Genomic DNA, 19,231 nt, shown 5'->3' on the forward strand with positions numbered 1-19,231 from the left:
CCCATGACTACTGTGTTCTCGCAGGACCCGCAGACCAACTCCCCCGCGAACACCGCGATCAATGGACTCGACCGCTCTGCTGGCATCAGCACCGCACCGATTCCGATCATCGTCCGCACCGAGCTGCCCGAGCGCATCCAGGCCGCCTATACGACGCGGTTCGTCGACGAGGCAGTCCAGCGCAACCGTGCCGATTTCCATCTGCTTTCCGGCGCTGGCCTCCATCCTCGCTCGGGCGACGTCGTCGTCGCTCGCGTGACGAAGGTCGGTAACCACAAGCGCATTGAGACGCCGACTTCCCGCAAGGCGATCCTCTTCGAGGGTGCCCTCGTGATGGTCGCGTACGGCAATCGCTATGCCGCCGATCAGTTCCTCGCCTACGTGCCCGAGTCGCTCGAAGCCACAAGCCTCGTCGCGGCGGGTGGGCTCGCCGGTGACGTGGTTGCCGCACACACCCGTGTCAGCGCTCCCACCGAAATCGAGCCGCTGGGCCTGCTCGCAACCCGCACCGGTGTCGTCAACCTGGCCGACTACGCCCCGCACGTGAACACGCCCGTCACGACCCCGGTCAAGCGCAATGAGCGCCCTGAGGTAATCGGCGTACTCGGCACCTCGATGAACTCGGGCAAGTCCACCGTGATGGCGAACCTCATCAACGGTCTCGCGAAATCCGGCCGCACCGTCACCGCAGGCAAGATTACCGGCACCGGCGCCGGCAACGACCCGATGATCTACCACGACGCGGGTGCGGTGAGGGTCCTCGACTTCACCGACTTCGGCTACCCGACCACCTTCCTGCTCAACATGGAGGCGATCCTGTCGCTCACGATCAACCTCGTGCAGCAACTCACCGAGGCCGACACGGATGTCGTGGTCGTTGAGATCGCTGACGGCATCTTCCAGGAGGAGACAGCGAAGCTCCTGCGCGACCCAATCTTCCACTCGACGATCGATCAGGTCCTGTTCGCCGCGACGGATGCGCTGGGCGCGCGTTCCGGCATCAGCGAGCTCAAGAGCGTGGGCCTCCAAGTCGCTGCGGCTTCGGGTGTCCTCACCTCTTCGCCCCTTGCGACCCGCGAAGCAAACGACGTGCTCGCGAAGTACGAAACCCCCGTGTTCGGCACCTTTGACCTCAGCCAACCCGAGGTCGCCGAATCCCTCCTGCTGCGCAAGTAGTCCCGCGAGTAAGGAACGTAGATGACGGCAGTGGCCGACACCGAGCCGACTACCAAGATGCCGCCCGTGTGGCGCGGCAAGCGTCGCTGGCTGATCGTGAGTCTCGTCGTGCTCGGTGTCGTACAGGCGGCACTCGCGCTCGTGATGGCATTCAGTGTGGATGCGTTGCTCACGGCGGCGGGGTCGGTCGCGGATGCTTCGACGGGCTCAGCACAAGTTGCTTCGACAGGCTCAGCAAGCGGCGCCTCGACAGGCTCGGCGAACGGGGAGACAGGCTCAGCGAGCGGAGGCGGTGACGCAGCCTGGCTCGGCATGGGCGGTCTCGTCGCCGCCGTCCTCGGCGTTGGCCTCGCACGCTGGTTCGAGCGGATCGTCGCCGAACGCCTCGGCCAGGATTACGTGTACGAGCAGCGCCGCCGCCTGATCACCTCGGCACTCGGGGAATTCGGAAACCGCTCGCTCGGGGTAATAGTGACCCGCGCATCCAACGACCTCACGGCCGTGCGCAACTGGATCGCGCAGGGCATCGTGCCGCTCGCGACCGCGCTGCCGCTGATCATCACGGTGATCGCCGTGCTCGCGTTCACGAATTGGCCGGTAGCGCTAGCAATCTTCATACCGCTCAGCCTCATGACTGCGGTGCTCCCTTTCCTGTCAGCGATGGCGCACAACCGCGCCCGCACGCTACGCCGATATCGGGGACGCATGTCCGCACACATCGCCGACACGGTGCGCGCGGGCGAGTCGATCCGCGTCGCGGGCGCAATGCGCCGCGAGCTCAACGCGGTCGACCGCAACTCGGCCAAGGTGGTGGATGCGGCGGTCGCCAGGGCGCGCGTCACCGGTTTCGTACGTTCCCTGACGGTCACGGCAGCGTCGCTGTGCACGGTCGCGGTGGTGTTTCTCGCGCTGCGAGGCGTGATCAACGTGGCGGAAGTCGCCTCGATCATGACCCTTCTCGGAGTCATGGCCACTCCCCTGTCGGATCTCGGCCGCGTCGTCGAGTACCGCCAGAACTACCGTGCCGCCCGGCACATCCTTGCCCCAATGCTCGCGGCAGCAAATGACCTCAAACGGGAGGAGCGTCGCCGTGAAAAAGCCTGGAAGGCTGAGAAGCCGAAGCCCGTGGCCGGCCATCGCGGGCTCACGGTTGAGGGGCTTTCGGCGAGCGGGGTCACGCTGCCGCCGCTGGACGCAAAACCTGGCGAGCGCATCCTGCTCGACTCCGAGCATCCCTCGCATCTGCAGGCGACAATCAAGGCGCTCCTCGAGGCGCACCATGACGCGGAGACGCAAGCCCCGAGGCTTCTGGTCAGCGGGTTCGATTTCGCGAAGGCCCCCGCGCGCAAGCGCCGCGAGCTCGTCGGGTTCGCGTCAGATCGCATCCCACTCGAGCGCGGTTCGGTGCAGCGGCTCGTGTCGTATCGCGACCCGAACGCGATCGTCGGCGAGGTGCGGTGGATGCTGCAGCGCGTCGGCCTCGGGCCTCGCGTCGATAATTCTCCCGCGGGTCTCAACACGAAGCTCAAGAACGGCGGCAGCCCGTGGAATTCCGCCGATGTCGCGCGGCTCAAGCTCGCCCGATCGCTCCTCGGCGCCCCGCCGCTACTTGTTGTCGAACACATTGATGCCGCGCTCGACGCATCCGGCCTCGCAACTCTTCGCGAGATCCTCGATGGCTACCCCGGCGTGGTCCTGTTCGCCTCGCAGCATCCGGAACAGGTCGTCTCACACTACCGCGCCTGGCAGCTCGACGGGCTGGATGCGAAAGCTCGCGCCCTCACAGCGGCGACAGTCGGTCGCGAGTCGGGTGCGGCCGCGGACTTCGAACCGGATCAGGACGACGAGTAGGTTGACTCCGTCGCTGCTGAGAGTATGAGGGCATGCCTAAACGGAAACGGCCCAAGCAAAGATCGACGAGTTGCTCGGGACCGAATAGAGCGGCGGTGCCCGCTCCAACAGGGACCTGACACCACCCCGCCGAAGCATCCACTCAGAAGAATCTGTGATGCTGCCAGGATGTGGATCGGTTGGATCGAATTCGATGTACTGCTGGGCGACGTGCACTCGCTCAAAGAAAAACGCTCTGTGGTGCGCCCGATCATCGCCGAGATCCGCAAGAAGTTTCAAATTAGCGTGGCGGAAGTCGGGCATCTGGACCTGCACCGTCGAACCGCACTGGGTGCATCTCTCGTTGCTGCGGACAGCACGCACGTCACCGAAGTCCTCGACGAGGTCGAACGCCTCGTGGCTAATCGCCCGGAAGTAACGCTGCTCTCCGCGCATCGACGATTACACAGTTCCGATGATGAATAACGGCTTCGCATCATCATGACGGGCGTTTGCGCTATTTCGGCGCAGCCGCACCACCGAGCCATGCCATTAGCACCGAACCGGGTTGTTCCTTCACCCCGGCTCAGTGCGTCGACCCCCGCTCGACGCCGTTGCGCCCCGGCGCGACACGGATAGCGCGTGGCGAAACCAGCATCCGACTTAGACCAGCGGCCAAGGGAAACGACGTCCGGTCACATCGATCGGGAACTCGCGGGCACCGAAAAGGTAGCGCGCGCGGCCCTGTATGGCACGGACTTCGGGCCCGCTCAGCAGCTCAGCGACTTCACCGGGCACCTCATCGATGAGGTTTCCGACGGCATCGAGCAGCTCCGCGGCGATCGGTTCGCCCGCAAAATCCCAGATCACGGTGCGCAGCTTGAACGTCGCCGAAAAGCACAGTCCGTGGTCGATTGCCCAGATCTTGCCGTCGCTTCCACGCAACACGTGGCCCGACTTACGGTCGGTGTTATTGGTGAGGAAATCGAACACGGCGATACGGCGAAAGTCATCATGCAGCGCCGGATCCTCATAGAGCGTGAAGTAGTGTTCCCAGCCCTCCGAGTCGCTCGAATCAACGAACCACTGCAGGGAACCCACGCCAAAGGGCGCATCCTCGCGAATCACCGTCGGCGGCACGATCCCCCAGCCCAGCGCTTCACTCAGAAGGTACGCGGCACGTTCCCGACGGTAGAGCCCGGGTGGAAAATCGTGCAGCGGAGCCTCTCCCAGTTCCGGCTTGTAAATCGCCCTGCCCGAACAACCCAACGCATCCCGCGCCCCCAACTCGACAAGAAACGTCTCGTTGCTGCTGTCGACCAGCTGTCCAAGCAGTTCAATCTCGCCCGCAGCCAACAGCGCCAGCGCATCGCGCTGTCCGGCCACGTCGTTCTGCGCTTCCCTTGGCTGCGTCGCGCTAGCCGTGAAAGTCGACTTCAGCGCGCACGCTTCTGTCTCTCCCGAACCCAGCTCGTCCCGCTCCACCCCGCTCATCCCAGTCGCCACGCCTCACGCCGCAACGAGCTCAGCCAACGACGAGTGCGTCGAATTCACCGTGAGCACAACCGGCTCGCTCCCGTCCCGATACGCGACCGCCGACACCGAGCACGGGCTCACGCTCACGCGTTGCAGCGCATCCAGCGGCATCCCAAGCGCATCCGACAGGAACACGCGGATCGGGTCTGCATGCGAAAAGCACACGACCGTGCCACCCACGTGCGCCGAGCGGATGCGCTCAATCGTGGCGCGCATCCGATCGCGCTGTTCGACGAAACTCTCGCCACCCGGGAACCGAAACGTCGAAGGTTCCCGCTGCACGGTCTGCCACTCGAGGAGTTTCGCGAGATCACTCAGCGCCCGACCGGTCCAGTCACCGACATTGGTTTCGAGCAGCCCCGGCTCTTCAAGCACCGGCAGCCCGGTGCTGGATGCGGTGGGTTCGGCAGTCTCCAGCGCACGTTCAAGCGGAGACGAGTACAGCGCGTCGATGTGCAGATCGGCGAGGCGTTCGGCCACGCGCGCGGCCTGCTCGCGTCCCTTTTCGGCAAGATGCAGACCCGGCGCGCGGCCGGGCAGCTCCTTGCCCGTGGTCGGGGTCTGGCCGTGGCGGACGAGCAGGATGCGGGTGACTGGGATTTCGGGAGACATTGTCGCCAGGGTAGACGGGATGCGTGGGAAGTGGGTTTGCGTTCGGGACCCCGGCCCGGGCCGTGGACGCGTGTCAAAAAAGTGCATGGATTCGGCGCGACACGCGGCAACACGCCGAGGGAAGGGCCGTTACGTGCACTTTTCCGACCGACGCGTGCACACTTTTGACCAGCACACGGGCACTGACGGCGGGTAGGCAGCCGGATGCGCGACGGCAGCAGGTGGGCAGGCAGATGCGGCGGAGCAGGCGGCATCTGCACGGCGGCACGGCTGGCGCGGATGCGCGGCGGGCGCCGGATGCGCGGCGAGGCCGGCAGCCGGGCACCGCCAACCGCCACCAACAGAGCGACCTCGGAGCGGGGTGGGTTAGCGTGGCGGGTGTGAGTGAGCAGCCGCAGATTTCCACGCTCGGGGAGCTCCGAGACAGTGGCCATACGTACCGTCCGCTTCGCGAAGAGCTTCGCGAGAACCTCCTTGACGCGCTGAAAGCCGGTGAATCCCCCTGGCAAGGCGTGCACGGATTCGAGAACACCGTGATTCCGCAGTTCGAGCGGGCCATCATCGCCGGGCACGATGTCGTGCTCCTCGGTGAGCGCGGGCAGGGAAAGTCCCGCCTGCTGCGCACCCTGCCGAACCTCCTCGACGAGTGGTCGCCGGCGGTCGCGGGCTCGGAGCTGAACGAGCATCCATTCGAGCCAATCACCGAGGCCACCCTCGAGCGCATCGCGACAGAGGGCGACAACCTGCCCATTATCTGGCGGCACCGCAGCGAGCGGTACGTCGAGAAGCTCTCGACGCCGGACACCTCGGTCGCCGACATCATCGGCGATGTCGACCCGATGCGGGTGGCCGAGGGCCGCCGCCTCAGTGACCCCGAAACCATCCACTACGGCCTCGTCCCGCGCGCGAACCGCGGCATCGTCGCCCTCAACGAGCTGCCAGACCTTGCCGAGCGCATCCAGGTGTCGCTGCTGAACGTGATGGAGGAGCGCGATATTCAGATCCGCGGGTACGTCCTGCGGCTGCCGCTGGATGTGCTGGTGGTCGCGTCGGCGAACCCCGAGGATTACACGAACCGCGGCCGCATCATCACCCCGCTCAAGGACCGCTTCGGCGCTGAGATCCGCACCCACTATCCGCTCGCGCTCGCCGACGAGGTCGCGGTGATCCGGCAGGAGGCGCATCTGGCCGCGGCGGTGCCGGATGTCGTGCTCGAGATCCTCGCGCGTTTCACCCGCGAGCTGCGCGAGTCGAGCGCGGTCAACCAAGCGGCGGGTGTCTCGGCGCGATTCGCGATCGCGGGTGCCGAGACGGTCGCGGCGGCGGCTCGCCACCGCGCCACGATACGTGAGGGTGAGGATGCGGTGGCTCGCCTGGTCGATCTTGAAACGGCCGTGGATGTGCTCCGCGGCAAGGTGGAATTTGAAGCGGGCGAGGAGGGTCGCGAGGCGGAGATCCTCGAGCACCTGCTGCGCATCGCCACAATTGAGACGGTGCGCGAGCACTTCCGCGGGCTCGATTTCGCGCCGCTGGTGGATGCATTTGAAGGGCAGCGGACGATCTCCACCGGTGAGCGGGTCACGGCCGCCGAGTTCCTCGCGGAGTTGCCGGAGTTGCCCGAGACGCCGGAATCAGCCGCGTCGCCGGAATCAGTCCGGCCAGCCGCCGCGCCAACCACGTCCGCATCCCACGAAGCCGCCGAGGCAGCACCCGAGAACCCGACCTCAGCCGAGCATCCAACCCTGTACGACCAGATCGCCGAGCGCCTGAACGCCACGACCGAAGGCGAACGTGCGGGCGCCATCGAGCTCGCGCTCGAGGGCCTCTTCCTCTCGCGCCGCCTGTCGAAGGCGCGGGACTCGGGCGAAACCATCTACGGATAGTCCTTATGGCAACCCGCGATCATGCCTACCGATACGGCCGCTATGAGGACGGTCCGGATCCGCTCGCGCCGCCGCTCGATCTCAGCGAGGCGCTCGAGTCGGTGGCTGAGGACATCATGGCGGGCTACTCCCCCGAGCAGGCACTGCGCGAGTATCTGCGCCGCGGTGGCCGGGACCGCACTGGTCTCGATGACCTGTCCGGGCGCATTCAGCAGCGACGCCGGGAACTGCTGGAGCGTCACAATCTCGGCGGCACGCTGCAGGAGGTCAAGCACCTGCTCGACGAAGCCGTCCTGCAGGAGCGTGGCCAGCTCGCGCGCGATGTCACGATGGACGACACCGATCGCGCTTTCCGCGAGTTGCGGCTGCAGGAGCTGCCGGATTCCCCCGCCGCCGCGGTCGCGAATCTTGCCGAATACGACTGGCAGTCGCGGGATGCGCGCAAGACCTTTGAGCGCATCCGCGATCTGCTGGGCCGGGAGCAGCTCGAGGCGCGTTTTCAGGGCATGAAGCAGGCGCTCGAGAACGCGACCGAGGAGGATCGCGCGGCGATCACCGAGATGCTGCGCGATCTCAATGAGCTGCTGGACAAGCATGCGCGCGGCGAGGATACGCCGGAGGAATTCGAGCGTTTTATGGCCAAGCACGGGGATGCGTTCCCCGAGCAGCCGCAGTCAATCGAGGAACTCATCGACGCGCTCGCGAAGCGGTCGGCCGCGGCCCAGCGGATGCTGAATTCGATGACGCCCGAGCAGCGCGAAGAGCTTATGGCGCTGTCCCAACAGGCCTTTGGTTCTCCCGAGCTCATGGAGCAGCTCGCCCGGCTCGATTCCGGTCTGCAGTCGCTGCGCCCCGGCGAGGATTGGTCCGGCTCGGAGCAGTTCGAGGGCCAGGAAGGGCTCGGCCTCGGGGACGGCACCGGCGCGTTGCAGGATCTCGCGGACCTCGACCGCCTTGCCGAGCAGCTCGCGGGCGCGAGCGATCGCTCGCCACTGTCGACGATCGATGTCGATGCACTGGCTCGCCACCTCGGGGAGGATGCGGCGGTGTCGGCCCGCGACCTCGCCGCGATCGAGCGTGCGATGCGGAATTCGGACTTCCTGCGTCGCGGGGCCGACGGCGATCTGCGACTGTCTCCGGCTGCAATTCGGCGGCTCGGGCGGAGCCTCCTACGGGATGCGGCAAACCGATTGTCTTCCCGCACCGGTCAGCGAGATACCCGCCATGCTGGCGCGGCCGGGGAGCAAACCGGCGCGAGCCGCCCCTGGGAATTCGGCGATTCCGAGCCCTGGGATGTCGGCCGCACCATCACCAACGCGATCGTGCGCGGCGCGCCCGATCTCCGAGTAGCCCCGCAGCCAAACCCCGACCTCCGAGTAACCCCGCAGGCAAACCCTGATCTCCGAGTAACCCCGCAGGCAAACCCTGATCTCCGAGTAGCCCCGAAGGGGCGTATCGAGGAGCCGCCCCCTGAAGGGGGCTTCGATACGGTCGCTACGCTCCCTACTCAGCAAACGACAAGAACCTCTCAGCCAACGAAGGAGCCGCCTCGGCGAACGAAGGAGCAGCCTCGGCGAACGACAGGGCCGCGCATCCGCATTGAGGTTGGGGACGTGGAGGTCCGCGAGACCGAGGCGCGCACCCGTGCGGCGGTGGCGCTGCTCGTCGACACCTCCTATTCGATGGCTGCCGAGGGCCGCTGGTTGCCGATGAAGCGCACCGCGCTCGCGCTGCATCAGCTCGTGGCAACGCGGTTCCGCAATGACGACTTGCAGCTCATTTCTTTCGGCAGGCTCGCGCAGCAGCAGACCGTGGAGTCACTCACCGCAATGCCACCGGTGCACGAGCAGGGCACAAACCTGCATCACGCCCTAGCGCTCGCGAACCGGTTCTTCCGCGCGCATCCCGGTACCCAGCCGGTGCTGCTGGTCGTCACTGACGGCGAACCGACCGCGCACCTGCTGCCCGGCGGCACGCCCTGGTTCAACTACCCGCCCGACCGCGAAACGCTGGCCGCGACGATCACCGAACTCGATCGAGTCGGCCGTTTCGGAGCGCAGACAACGTTCTTCCGACTCGGCGACGACCCCGGCCTCGCCCAGTTCCTCACCGCCATGGCTCGCCGGGTGCAGGGCACCGTGGTGGCGCCTGACCCCAGCGACCTTGGCGCCGCCGTAGTCGGCGAATACCTCCGCAATCGCCGCGACCGCTAACCCTCCGGCACGTAGTGCTTATCCTCGACGAGGCGGTAGCCGACTCCGCGGACGGTCGCGAAGCGGGATGCACCGAGCTTGTTTCGCAGGTATCGCACGTACACATCCACGACGTTGGATGCGGTGTCGTGGTCGTAGCCCCAGACATTACTGAGCAGCTGCTCGCGCGTGAGTGCCTGGCCCGGGTAGCGCAGGAACATTTCAGCGAGATCGAATTCCCGCGCGGAGAGCTCCACGGTCCGCTCGCCAATGGTGACGAGGTGCCGCACCGGGTCCAAGGTGAGATCGACATGCCGCAGTAGCTGCGCATCCGGTTCGGGCAGCTCGGGCTGCTGCGCGGCTGCATCCTTCATCCGCAGCCGCACGCGCGCGACCAGTTCCGGGAACCGGAAGGGCTTAGGCACATAGTCGTTCGCGCCGCCGGTGAGCCCGGCGACGGTGTCCGCTCCGGAGGTGCGGGCGGTGAGGATGATCACCGGCAGTTCCTCATCGACGAGGCGGATCTTCTTCAGCACGTCGAAGCCGTCCATGTCCGGCAGTCCGAGGTCGAGAATCACCAGTTCAAAGTTGCCGGTCAGCGCGAGCCCAAGGCCTTCGGCACCGGTGGCCGCGGTCTGCGAGGTGAAGCCCTCGATCGCGAGGCCCTTCGACACGAAATCGCTAATGCGCGGCTCATCCTCGATGATCAGGATCTGTGGCACGGTGTACTTCTCCTTAAGCGGCCGGGCTGCGGTGTCGCTGGTTGAGGGGTCGAATTACGCATCCCGGAGCGGAAAGCTCATAGTAAAGGTCGAACCGAAACCCAAGGTTGACTGCACCGACACTTTGCCGCCGTGAGCGCGGACAATCTCGGTGACAATATTGAGCCCGAGCCCGGAACCCTCCGCGCGAGTCGAGTTCCCGCCACGCCCAAAGCGCTCAAAGATCCGGTCGATATCGTCCTCGCTGATGCCGATCCCGCCGTCGTGAATCCACAGTTCAAGCAGTGGACCTTCAACCGTTGACTGTCGAACTCGCGACCCAAAGATCACCTCGGCCCCCGCATCCGAATACTTCACCGCGTTATTGGCGAGCTGCAACCAAGCTTGGGTGATGCGCTGACTGTCGAGGTCGTGCACGATCTGCGCGGTCTCTGCCACCGACCACTTCCGCTCCCCCAGGTGCGAGGCCTTCTCGAGCACATCTCGCGTGAGCGCATCAATATCGGTGGGCGCGAGCGTCACAAAATCCGGCCGGTCGGCCTTCGCGAGAGTCATGAGGTCCTCGACGAGGCGGGCGACGCGGTCGAGTTCGTCGAGCGAAATCTCCCGCACCTGCTCGACGTCGGATGCATCCTGCGCGTTCATGAGTTCGAGGTTGCCTTGCACGATCGTGATCGGGGTGCGCAGCTCGTGACCCACGTCATCCAGCAGCTGCCGCTGCGAGCGGAAGGCGCACTGGATGCGGTCGAGCATTTCGTTAAAGGTGCGGGAGAGGTCGGCGATATCGTCCTCGCTCGTCACCGGTACGCGGCGGTCGAGATCCTCATCCGAAATCTCGGCGGCCGTGGCCTGCAACTTCCGCAATGGCGAGAGCTGTCGGCCGATCATGACCGAACCCAGGAGCGCCACGATCGCGATAACTCCGACACCCGTGATCGCATAGGTGAGGTAGATCGCATCCAATTCCGCGAGCGCATCGCTGTAGTTTGTGGCAAAAACGAGCAGGCTCGGCTCGGCATCATCCGCAAAATAGATCGGGATGAGCGCTGCCCGATAGGTGGCCTGCGAGGTTGAGAACGTCTGGATCAGCACATCCTGTTGAAAGGTTTCGGGCTGGACGTACTCGAGTAACTGCTCGACGAGCTGCGCATCGTCCTCGAGCCGCAGCGGCACAATATCGTTCGCGCGATAGGTGATGCCGGTGCTATTGAGCCCGATCATCGACTCGTGATTGTCCGGCCAGTGCCTGGTCATCGCTGTGAAGACGAGGTTGTCCGACTCGACGAACGGCTTACCGGTCTCGGGGTCGACACCTTCCGAGGCGAGGATGCGCACTTCCTCCACCGAGCTCGCAAGCGACGCGTCGATGCGGTTTTGTACCGCCGTGCGCTGGAGCGCGTAGGACACGAGCCCTGATACGGCGACCGCAAGGAGCGTCAGCACAACGAGCAGGATGACGATGCGAGTGCGCACCGCAAGGCGGCGCCATCGGGGAAGGCTCGTCTTGTGCCGCTGTTGCGCCGCCCGAGGTGTCGCCGCTTTCGTGGCAGCTGTCGAGCTCAACGATCACACTCAGTCGTCATCATCATCGTCATCGTCGTCCCAGTCGTCATCGTCCCAGTCGTCGTCATCGTCGTCGTCGCCATAGTAGTAAGAGCCACCGCCACCCGAGCCGGACCCACCCGGTGCCGGCTGTGGCGCCGGAACTGGCACGCCCGCGCCGCCGCCCTGGAGCGGGTCACGGTTTGAGGCGCCACCGTTCGCGTCCGCTGCGCCGTCCGAGGTCGCATCCGGTGTCGTGGATGGGCTGGGGGTCGGGGATGCAGTGGGTTTGGGAGTCTGCGACGAGGTCGGAATCGGGGTCGACGGGGTTTCGTTCCCCGCCAGATTGTCTCGCTCCTGCCCCGTTTCGGTGGCGGGCACGAGGGGGCCGAGGTTGACGGAGCTCGAGGAGGCCGAGGAGAAGCTCATTCCGAGGGCGATCACGAGCACGCACACGGCCAGGAGCGCGGCAACCAGTACGCCGATGCGCCAAGGCGGTGAAGTGAATCGTTCTCTCATGTCTTCCAGTGTGGTCTGGCGTGATGAGGCGCAAATGAGAAGCACTTGTCTGCGGATGAGCGGCCGATGAGAAACAGGGTCGCGAAGGTGTGAGGAACCTGGATGCGTCATTGACCCATTCGATTGGGGAGCGGAAAATGGACAGTCCATTGGCGAAGCTGCCGGTGGAGGAACGAAGCGGGTGATTTCACCATGTCCAAGATCCGATATATGACCGTGGCGCTGCTCGGTGCGGCGTCGCTTCTGCTCAGCGGTTGCGCGGGAGGGTCCGCACCGGAAGAAACCGATCCGGTTGGCTCCGTCCCGGTTGGTTCAGACCCGGTCGACACGTCGATGCCAGCCGAGACAACCGACCCCGCACCCGAAGCTGGCGAAGGGGATGCTGATGGGTCAGCATCCGAGACGACCTTGCCAGACGGGTGGGAAGACCTCGTGACCCTCGCGGTAAACGACCTCACGATCGAGTGCGAAAACTGGTGTGGCTCGCCCGAGCAGGATCAGTTTGCGGCGGTCAACTGGAGCGCGATTACCGACCAAGAGAACCTCTATAAGTTCCGCGTTTACGAGGGCGAAGGGCTCGAGCTGAACGTGATCACCGAGGACCACGAACACTGGCCGGCCTGGTCAGACGTGATTTCCGCGAACCCCAACGGGCAGTTTGTTGAGGTCATACCAATTGTGATGGATGTTGACCGGGCCGACTGTTCCGGCAGCGACTGCGTCGCCGCCGGCGAGGTCAACACCACCGAGGGCGTGCGCCTGCTGTACGAGGTATCCACCGGCGAGGCGGTGTATGCGGGGATTAGTGGGACGGACTAGCGGTCAGTTGGCTTCACGGTCGCGAGGTGCACGCTGAGGCCGCCACAGGACTAGACTCATCGGGAGGTGAAACTGCGCACTAATCCGTAGCGTCTTGCAAGGTGACTTGCGCAGCCGACCACCAACCGCATCCGCGACCCGCAACATCAGCCCCCGCATCCGTCAGCTACGGGCATGAGTACTTCTAGGAGCCGTCTGTTGAGCACCCAGCACGTTCCCGACACCGTCGAAAACGCGAAGGCCACCCCCGATCAGGAACAGCCGTATGAGTCACTCGGGCTCAAGCAGAACGAGTACGAAGAGATCAAGAAGATCCTCGGCCGCCGCCCGACTTCGGGTGAGCTCGCGATGTACTCGGTGATGTGGGCGGAGCACTGCTCGTATAAGTCCTCGAAGAAGTACCTGCGCCAGTTTGGTTCGAAGACCAACGAGAAGATGCAGGAGCACCTGATGGTCGGCATGGGCGAGAACGCCGGTGTGCTCGACCTCGGTGATGACTGGGCGGTGACCTTCAAGGTCGAGTCGCACAACTCCCCCAGTTACATTGAGCCGTTCCAGGGCGCTGCGACCGGCGTCGGCGGTATCGTCCGCGACATCATCTCGATGGGTGCGCGCCCGGTTGCCGTGATGGACGGCCTGCGCTTCGGTCAGATCGACCACCCCGACACCGCCCGTGTGATGCACGGTGTCGTCGGCGGTATTTCCTTCTACGGCAACTGCCTGGGCCTGCCGAACATCGGTGGCGAGACCTGGTTCGACCCGATTTATCAGGGGAACCCGCTCGTGAACGCCCTCGCGGTGGGCGTGCTCAAGCACGAAGACCTACACCTGGCGAACGCGCGCGGTAAGGGTAACAAGGTGGTCCTCTTCGGTGCCCGCACCGGTGGCGACGGCATCGGTGGCGCATCCGTACTTTCCTCGGCGAACTTCACCGAGGGCGGCCCGACCAAGCGCCCCGCGGTGCAGGTTGGCGACCCCTTCGCCGAGAAGGTGCTCATCGAGTGCTGCCTCGAGCTGTTCGCCAACGACGTGGTGGAAGGTATTCAGGACCTCGGCGCCGCCGGTATCTCCTGCGCGACGAGTGAGCTCGCCGCGGCGGGTGACGGCGGGATGCACATCTCGCTTGACAACGTCCTGCTGCGTGACCCGACCCTCACCGCCGAAGAGATTCTGATGTCAGAATCGCAGGAACGCATGATGGCGATCGTCACGCCCGAGAAGCTCGACGCCTTCCTCGAGATCACCAAGAAGTGGGAAGTTGAGGCGAGCGTCCTCGGCGAGGTCAACGACTCCGGCCGCCTCACGATCGACTGGCAGGGCGTGCGCATCGTCGACGTCGACCCGGTCACCGTTGCCGAAGACACCCCCGAATACGACCGTCCGGTGTCCCGCCCGAGCTACCTCGACGCACTCCAGGCGGACCGGGCTGAGGACCTGCCCCGGGCATCCACCGGCGAAGAGCTGCGCGAGCAGTTCCTGAAGCTGCTCGGCGACCCGAACGCCGCCGACCCGGCCTGGATCACCGACCAGTACGACCGCTACGTGCTCGGCAACACCGCATTCTCGTACCCCGAGAACGCCGGTGTGGTGCGCGTGGACGAGAAGACGGGCCTCGGCGTTGCCCTCGCGATGGATGCGAATGGTCGCTACGCGCAGCTTGACCCCCGCACGGGTGCGCGCCTGGCGCTGGCGGAGTCCTATCGCAACGTGGCTGCGACCGGTGCCGAGCCGATGGCGGTTTCGGACTGCCTAAACTTCGGTTCGCCCGAGAACCCCGAGGTGATGTGGCAGTTCAAGGAGGCCGTTGAGGGCCTCGCGGACGCCTGCCTCGAGCTGTCAATTCCGGTGACCGGCGGTAACGTCTCGTTCTACAACCAGACCGGCGACGACCCGATCTTCCCGACTCCGACCGTGGCTGTGCTCGGCAAGTTCGACGATGTCGACCGCCGCGTGACCACCGCCTGGCAGGAAGAGGGCAACAACATTTACCTGCTCGGCGTCACCCGCGAAGAGCTCTCGGGCTCGATCTGGGCGGATGCGGTGCACGGTCACCTCGGCGGTCTGCCGCCGCAGGTCGACTTCGGTGTGGAGGCGGAACTCGCTGACCTGCTGCAGGGTGCTTCGAAGCAGGGACTTTTGGACTCGGCCCACGACCTCTCAGAGGGTGGCCTCGCACTGGCCCTTGCCGAGTGCGTGACCCGCTGGGGCGTCGGCGCGCGCATTGTGCTGGATGAGCTGCTGCAGCGTGACGGCGTGGATGCGACCACGGCGCTGTTCTCGGAGTCGACCGGTCGCGTGCTGGTGTCGGTTCCGCGTGAGGACGACGTGAAGTTTGCCTTCATGTGCGAGGCCCGCGGCTTCCCGATGCTGCGCATCGGCGTCTCCGACGGTGTCGGGGCGGATGCCGTGCTCGAGGTCCAGGGCCAGTTCACCATCCCCGTGGCTGAGATCGCCGCCGTGCGCGAAGCTACGCTGCCCTCGCGGTTTGGGGAACGCGTCACCGAGTAGTTCGCACCGGTCCTTGAGTAGCGGCCGAAGGCCGCGTATCGAAAGGCCCGCCGGAAGCACCAGAGCTCCCGATCCCTGAGTAGCGCCCGCAGGGCGCATATCGAAGGGCCGGGAGCTCTTCTGCGCCACGGGTGCCCCTCGGAAAAGTGCACGCCACGAAGTTTCTACCGGCGAGTCGTCGGTGTGTCTCGCGTAGCGTGCACTTTTCTGACACGGCCAGCCGAGCAGATTAGGGTGTGCGGCATGGCAAGGCTGCTGATCGTCCACCACTCGCCCACCGCATCCGTGCGCCGAATTGCGGATGCAGTTCTTGCGGGCGCACACAACGACGAGATTGAGGGCGTCGAAGTTGTCGAGCGTGCGGCTCTGGACGCAACCGTTGAGGATGTGCTTGCCGCCGACGGATACTTGCTCGGCACCACTGCCAATTTCGGCTACATCTCTGGTGCGCTGAAGCATTTCTTCGACACCACGTTCAACGCCACACACGAGATCACGGCAAAGCGGCCGTTCTCATACTGGATCCACGGCAGCTACGACACCTCCGGCGCCGAAACCGCGCTGAAGTCGATCACGACTGGTTACGGGTGGACGCTGTGTGCGGAACCGCTGGTGTTCACCGGGGAGGCCGACGCGCAGCACTTGGAGCGGGCGGACGAACTTGGGGCTACGGTTGCGGCGACGGTCAGCGGATGATCGGGGCGCCCGGGCGAAATTTTGCGGAACAATCAATCTTTCAAGATCAGTGCCACGTGCCGACAGCCCAGTTTGTCTAAGACGCGAGTTTGAGTTCGCTCACCCTGCTGAGATCAACCTGATCACGGGCAATCCAAAGGTCATATGCATCCTGCATTGCGAGCCAACTCTCGGCACTCCGACCAAGCGCCTTCGATAGGCGCAGCGCCATCTCGGGTGTGACACGGCTCGTGCCGCGCAGCACTCGACTGAGCGTTGATGGCGAGACATCGAGTTGAGCCGCTAGCTCACGCCCGCTCACCTCGAAGGGCTCCAAATACACTTCGACGATGAATTCGCCGGGGTGTGGGGGATAATGCATCGGCTTCAGTGTGTCCATCAGTGGTAATCCTCGTAGTTCAAGACGTCAGCCTCTGTGCCGAGAGGGGTTAATCATGTATCCAGGCCAGCGAGAACATCGATGGGTGATACCAACTACAAGCAACCAGGCTGCTACCCAGGGAAACCCTAGCGATCGGAGAGAACAGCACGATCGAAGTAGCTCCCGGCGAATCGCTGAAATTTCGCTATGCCAGTCTTCGGCAGACAATAGTGGCCGCTGGGGCACTAAGCAAATGACCCAAGCCAGGAGCTACCGCATCTATTGTCGTGGTCCTGACCTGGACCGCTGTTTCGGAGTTAGGATTGACGCAGCACGTTCTACGCCATGGTTGAGAGAAGCGGTCGACCAACTCGACACCGTGTGCGACCATCAGCTATCTGCCTAGTACAAGTAGGGCTCACATTGACTAATAATTTCAGTTACAGACACCTTAAAATTTGACATCTTCAAATCGGCAGTTCCACCGCCCCGCTTCAGCTCTAACATTGTTTCGAGCGGATCAATAACCGCAGCTATGTAGGGAGCAATTCCTTCATTAGCGTTTTGATAAGCGGTGGTCAACGCATCCACAACCTCGTCAAGTTCCTTGATTGAAACAACGGTGTGATCAAAATCTGCTTCTGACAACTCCGCCATAAGTTCAACCGCATCAGCAATTGGCCCGTCACTGATGTCTGACCCAAACAACAGTTGGCAGGTCGTTGCGAGTGACACAGGGGGCAGATCTGATTTCGGTTCTAGCATTGATTCCTCATCAACTGCGGCAGCTTCAACGTTGGGTTCTGAAGCAGGTTCATTCGCGACGTCTCTACCACCGTCGGATGCGCATCCCAGCAAAACTAAGAGCAGACCTAGTACGGCTACAAGCGACACATGTCTCACGACGAAACTTCCCTCTTAATCTGTTTCTTACGGCCAATACATCATTCAATGAATTTCCGATACAGCGAGAATTTATGCTATCAAGTTCACAGTTAGTGTCGCAGCTTGAGAAGCCGCCTTCACTGCGTGCTCCAGACCGCATTCTCCCCGAGCACCTAGCGTCTCCCGGGAAAATTCAAGAGCCTCAATTTTTGAGAAGACCAACCAGCATACGAATGCGTCTCTGCTCAAAGCCCCCGGCCCAGGTCGCAATCCTCACGCTGTCGCGGAACGTGGTGACGTACGTGATTTTGATGCTTAGCAGGATTATTCGACTAGGCCGCATACAGATCCTGGGCAGTCTCAAAGATCGACATATTGAAAAAGGTTTTCCACGGATCGGTCCATCATGAGACCGGCGTCGCGACCTACGTTCTGCTCAAGTTCACGTTTCAAATTAAAGAAGTCACTAACAGGTTTTCCCTGCTGTGTTGGAATGACACTAAGCAATCAATGTCGCTCTTGTCGAGATCGAATTCCACCATAAGTATCGACCCAAAAGCTCGAATTTGCGAGACACCATATCGCACACAGGCCCGATGGATCGCCTCAACAACGAGCGGCACTGCGGTCTCCATTGCTTCAGTTTGACAGATCCGCCACCAGCGCAGCGCTCCTGATTTGGGCCGGAACTCTTCTGGCGGAAGCTCCGTCACCATTTCTACCGGGAGCTACTAGCTCGAGCTGGTGATCACCGCGTGTTGTAGGTCGTGATCTGCCGCGCGTCCGACACCGCTTCAGCAGCGGGTCCCACTCAACACCCTGTCGTCGATCAACAGATAGTGCAGCAGGCTGGTCGAGGCAGGCTACGGCGCTAGCGCCCCAATTGCTACGACGTTGATTCCATCAGGCCTGCGATAGGAAGGACCCGATGAAGTGACAACAGTCAGGGAAACCGGTGGTGTTTCGGTTTGCTCAGCAAACCTCTTGAGGCTTTCGGCCGCCAACTCGACGGTCTCCGGTGAAGCCCCCAACTTAACCTCAAATCCAGCCCAAGCCCGATCAGGAAGCTGAACGACGGCATCCACTTCTCGCCCGTACGAATTACGCGCGTGACACACGACACCCCGAAGAGGCTGTGCGAATACCCTTAGGTGTTGTACGACCAAAGACTCAAAAAGCTGCCCCGTGTACGCAGGATCGGCCATCAAGCCATCCACATCCACTCCGAGTGCGGCGGCCGCGAGCGACGGATCCGCAAAGTGGCGTTTTGGTTCCTTTCGGAGCGTCGCACCGGATCGAAGGTGCGCCGACCAAGCAGGCTGATCTTCAACGGCAAAGATTCGTTCCAACGCTGCGAGGTAGTCCATGAGGTTCGCGCTGACATCGCTTGTTGAAAGACCGCGAAAGCCGGGCCAGCCCCCAACAACCATGCGTTCTAGCAGTTCCCAGTACCCCAAGCCTGGGTCCATCGCTCGAGGTGCTTCTCCCGCCAGCAAGGCTTTCGTGCTCACATCATCTGTGCTGTGGTCTGTTTCGTGCATTGCATTGGCCGCATACGCACCCAGGCAAATTTCGCGGCACCGGTGTGACGCGTTGCATCAGCAAGTGGCGCTGTGGACCCCGTCAGCAGAAATTGCCCAAATTCTTGACGTTCATCTACTTGCCCGCGCACTGCATTCCAGAGGTTTGGCACGAGCTGCCATTCGTCAAGGAGCCTTGGCGTTGCGCCTTCGAGCACCAATGCCGGGTCTATTTCGGCCGGCTGGAGGGATGCCGGGTCTCAGCATAAGTAAACAGTGCTCGCGGCTCGCTGCATTGCCGTTGCGGTTTTGCCACACGCTCGAGGGCCTTCAATTCGGACGGCCCCGGCTCGGCGAAGCGCGCGCTCAACTTCATCGTCGACCACTCTCAACTCGTACTCGGGCACCGTGAGATCGTCTCCTTCACGCC

The 19,231-nt window shown here is 63.6% G+C and carries 16 protein-coding genes; 8 read left to right on the plus strand and 8 right to left on the minus strand.

Annotation, left to right across the window (positions count from 1 at the left end):
- The first annotated feature begins 3 nt into the window (after positions 1-3).
- The 3 genes from F8O05_RS10380 (at position 4) to F8O05_RS10390 (ending at position 3,492) form a co-directional block, all read left to right on the plus strand.
- A complete protein-coding gene (locus F8O05_RS10380; protein WP_225735849.1) occupies positions 4-1,176 on the plus strand; it encodes a DUF1611 domain-containing protein in 1,173 nt (390 codons plus the stop codon).
- A 21-nt stretch (positions 1,177-1,197) separates the two neighbouring features.
- Complete coding sequence (locus tag F8O05_RS10385; RefSeq protein ID WP_225735850.1) at positions 1,198-3,027, plus strand: ABC transporter transmembrane domain-containing protein; 1,830 nt, start codon at positions 1,198-1,200, stop codon at positions 3,025-3,027.
- A 168-nt stretch (positions 3,028-3,195) separates the two neighbouring features.
- Positions 3,196-3,492 carry a DUF503 domain-containing protein gene (locus F8O05_RS10390; RefSeq protein ID WP_158052680.1) on the plus strand — a complete coding sequence of 99 codons (297 nt, stop codon included), beginning with the start codon at positions 3,196-3,198 and terminating at the stop codon, positions 3,490-3,492.
- Between the two features lie 177 nt (positions 3,493-3,669).
- On the opposite strand, the gene F8O05_RS10395 is transcribed toward F8O05_RS10390, so the two are convergent.
- Both F8O05_RS10395 and F8O05_RS10400 read right to left on the minus strand, forming a co-directional pair.
- Positions 3,670-4,392 (minus strand): SCO1664 family protein, encoded by a 723-nt coding sequence (locus tag F8O05_RS10395; RefSeq protein ID WP_225735851.1) that lies wholly within the window; start codon positions 4,390-4,392, stop codon positions 3,670-3,672.
- 123 nt (positions 4,393-4,515) lie between these two features.
- Positions 4,516-5,154, minus strand: coding sequence for a histidine phosphatase family protein (locus tag F8O05_RS10400; RefSeq protein WP_158052682.1), 639 nt, complete (start codon positions 5,152-5,154; stop codon positions 4,516-4,518).
- A 380-nt stretch (positions 5,155-5,534) separates the two neighbouring features.
- Between F8O05_RS10400 and F8O05_RS10405 the strand changes: the two genes are divergently transcribed.
- Together F8O05_RS10405 and F8O05_RS10410 are read left to right on the plus strand one after the other, a co-directional pair.
- Complete coding sequence (locus F8O05_RS10405; RefSeq protein ID WP_225735860.1) at positions 5,535-7,037, plus strand: sigma 54-interacting transcriptional regulator; 1,503 nt, start codon at positions 5,535-5,537, stop codon at positions 7,035-7,037.
- A 5-nt stretch (positions 7,038-7,042) separates the two neighbouring features.
- Positions 7,043-9,250 carry a vWA domain-containing protein gene (locus F8O05_RS10410; RefSeq protein ID WP_225735852.1) on the plus strand — a complete coding sequence of 736 codons (2,208 nt, stop codon included), beginning with the start codon at positions 7,043-7,045 and terminating at the stop codon, positions 9,248-9,250.
- Here F8O05_RS10410 and F8O05_RS10415 read toward each other — a convergent pair.
- The 3 genes from F8O05_RS10415 to F8O05_RS10425 form a co-directional block, all read right to left on the minus strand.
- Complete coding sequence (locus F8O05_RS10415) at positions 9,247-9,951, minus strand: response regulator transcription factor (RefSeq protein ID WP_158052683.1); 705 nt, start codon at positions 9,949-9,951, stop codon at positions 9,247-9,249. The genes F8O05_RS10410 and F8O05_RS10415 overlap by 4 nt on opposite strands.
- 54 nt (positions 9,952-10,005) lie before the next feature.
- Positions 10,006-11,424, minus strand: coding sequence for a sensor histidine kinase (locus F8O05_RS10420; RefSeq protein ID WP_158052684.1), 1,419 nt, complete (start codon positions 11,422-11,424; stop codon positions 10,006-10,008).
- A 99-nt stretch (positions 11,425-11,523) separates the two neighbouring features.
- The gene (locus F8O05_RS10425) at positions 11,524-12,012 is read right to left on the minus strand and encodes a hypothetical protein (RefSeq protein ID WP_158052685.1); all 489 of its coding nucleotides are present in this window, start codon (positions 12,010-12,012) and stop codon (positions 11,524-11,526) included.
- Positions 12,013-12,204: 192 nt separating this feature from the next.
- Between F8O05_RS10425 and F8O05_RS10430 the strand changes: the two genes are divergently transcribed.
- From F8O05_RS10430 to F8O05_RS10440, 3 genes are all read left to right on the plus strand, one after another.
- A complete protein-coding gene (locus F8O05_RS10430) occupies positions 12,205-12,831 on the plus strand; it encodes a hypothetical protein (protein WP_158052686.1) in 627 nt (208 codons plus the stop codon).
- A 174-nt stretch (positions 12,832-13,005) separates the two neighbouring features.
- Entirely contained in the window at positions 13,006-15,339 is a 2,334-nt protein-coding gene (purL, locus tag F8O05_RS10435; RefSeq protein WP_158052687.1) for a phosphoribosylformylglycinamidine synthase subunit PurL, read from the plus strand.
- Between the two features lie 243 nt (positions 15,340-15,582).
- Positions 15,583-16,035, plus strand: a complete 453-nt coding sequence (locus F8O05_RS10440) for a flavodoxin family protein (protein WP_158052688.1) — start codon at positions 15,583-15,585, stop codon at positions 16,033-16,035.
- Between the two features lie 76 nt (positions 16,036-16,111).
- Here F8O05_RS10440 and F8O05_RS10445 read toward each other — a convergent pair whose 3' ends face one another.
- The 3 genes from F8O05_RS10445 to F8O05_RS10455 all read right to left on the minus strand — a co-directional run bounded on the left by F8O05_RS10445 (position 16,112) and on the right by F8O05_RS10455 (position 18,792).
- Positions 16,112-16,396 (minus strand): HigA family addiction module antitoxin, encoded by a 285-nt coding sequence (locus F8O05_RS10445; protein ID WP_225735853.1) that lies wholly within the window; start codon positions 16,394-16,396, stop codon positions 16,112-16,114.
- A gap of 402 nt (positions 16,397-16,798) precedes the next feature.
- Entirely contained in the window at positions 16,799-17,299 is a 501-nt protein-coding gene (locus tag F8O05_RS10450) for a hypothetical protein (RefSeq protein ID WP_158052690.1), read from the minus strand.
- A gap of 845 nt (positions 17,300-18,144) precedes the next feature.
- Entirely contained in the window at positions 18,145-18,792 is a 648-nt protein-coding gene (locus F8O05_RS10455; protein WP_192497132.1) for a DUF4143 domain-containing protein, read from the minus strand.
- Positions 18,793-19,231: the final 439 nt, after the last annotated feature.

The sequence above is a fragment of the Gulosibacter chungangensis genome, from assembly GCF_008831155.1.
Taxonomy (GTDB): domain Bacteria; phylum Actinomycetota; class Actinomycetes; order Actinomycetales; family Microbacteriaceae; genus Gulosibacter; species Gulosibacter chungangensis.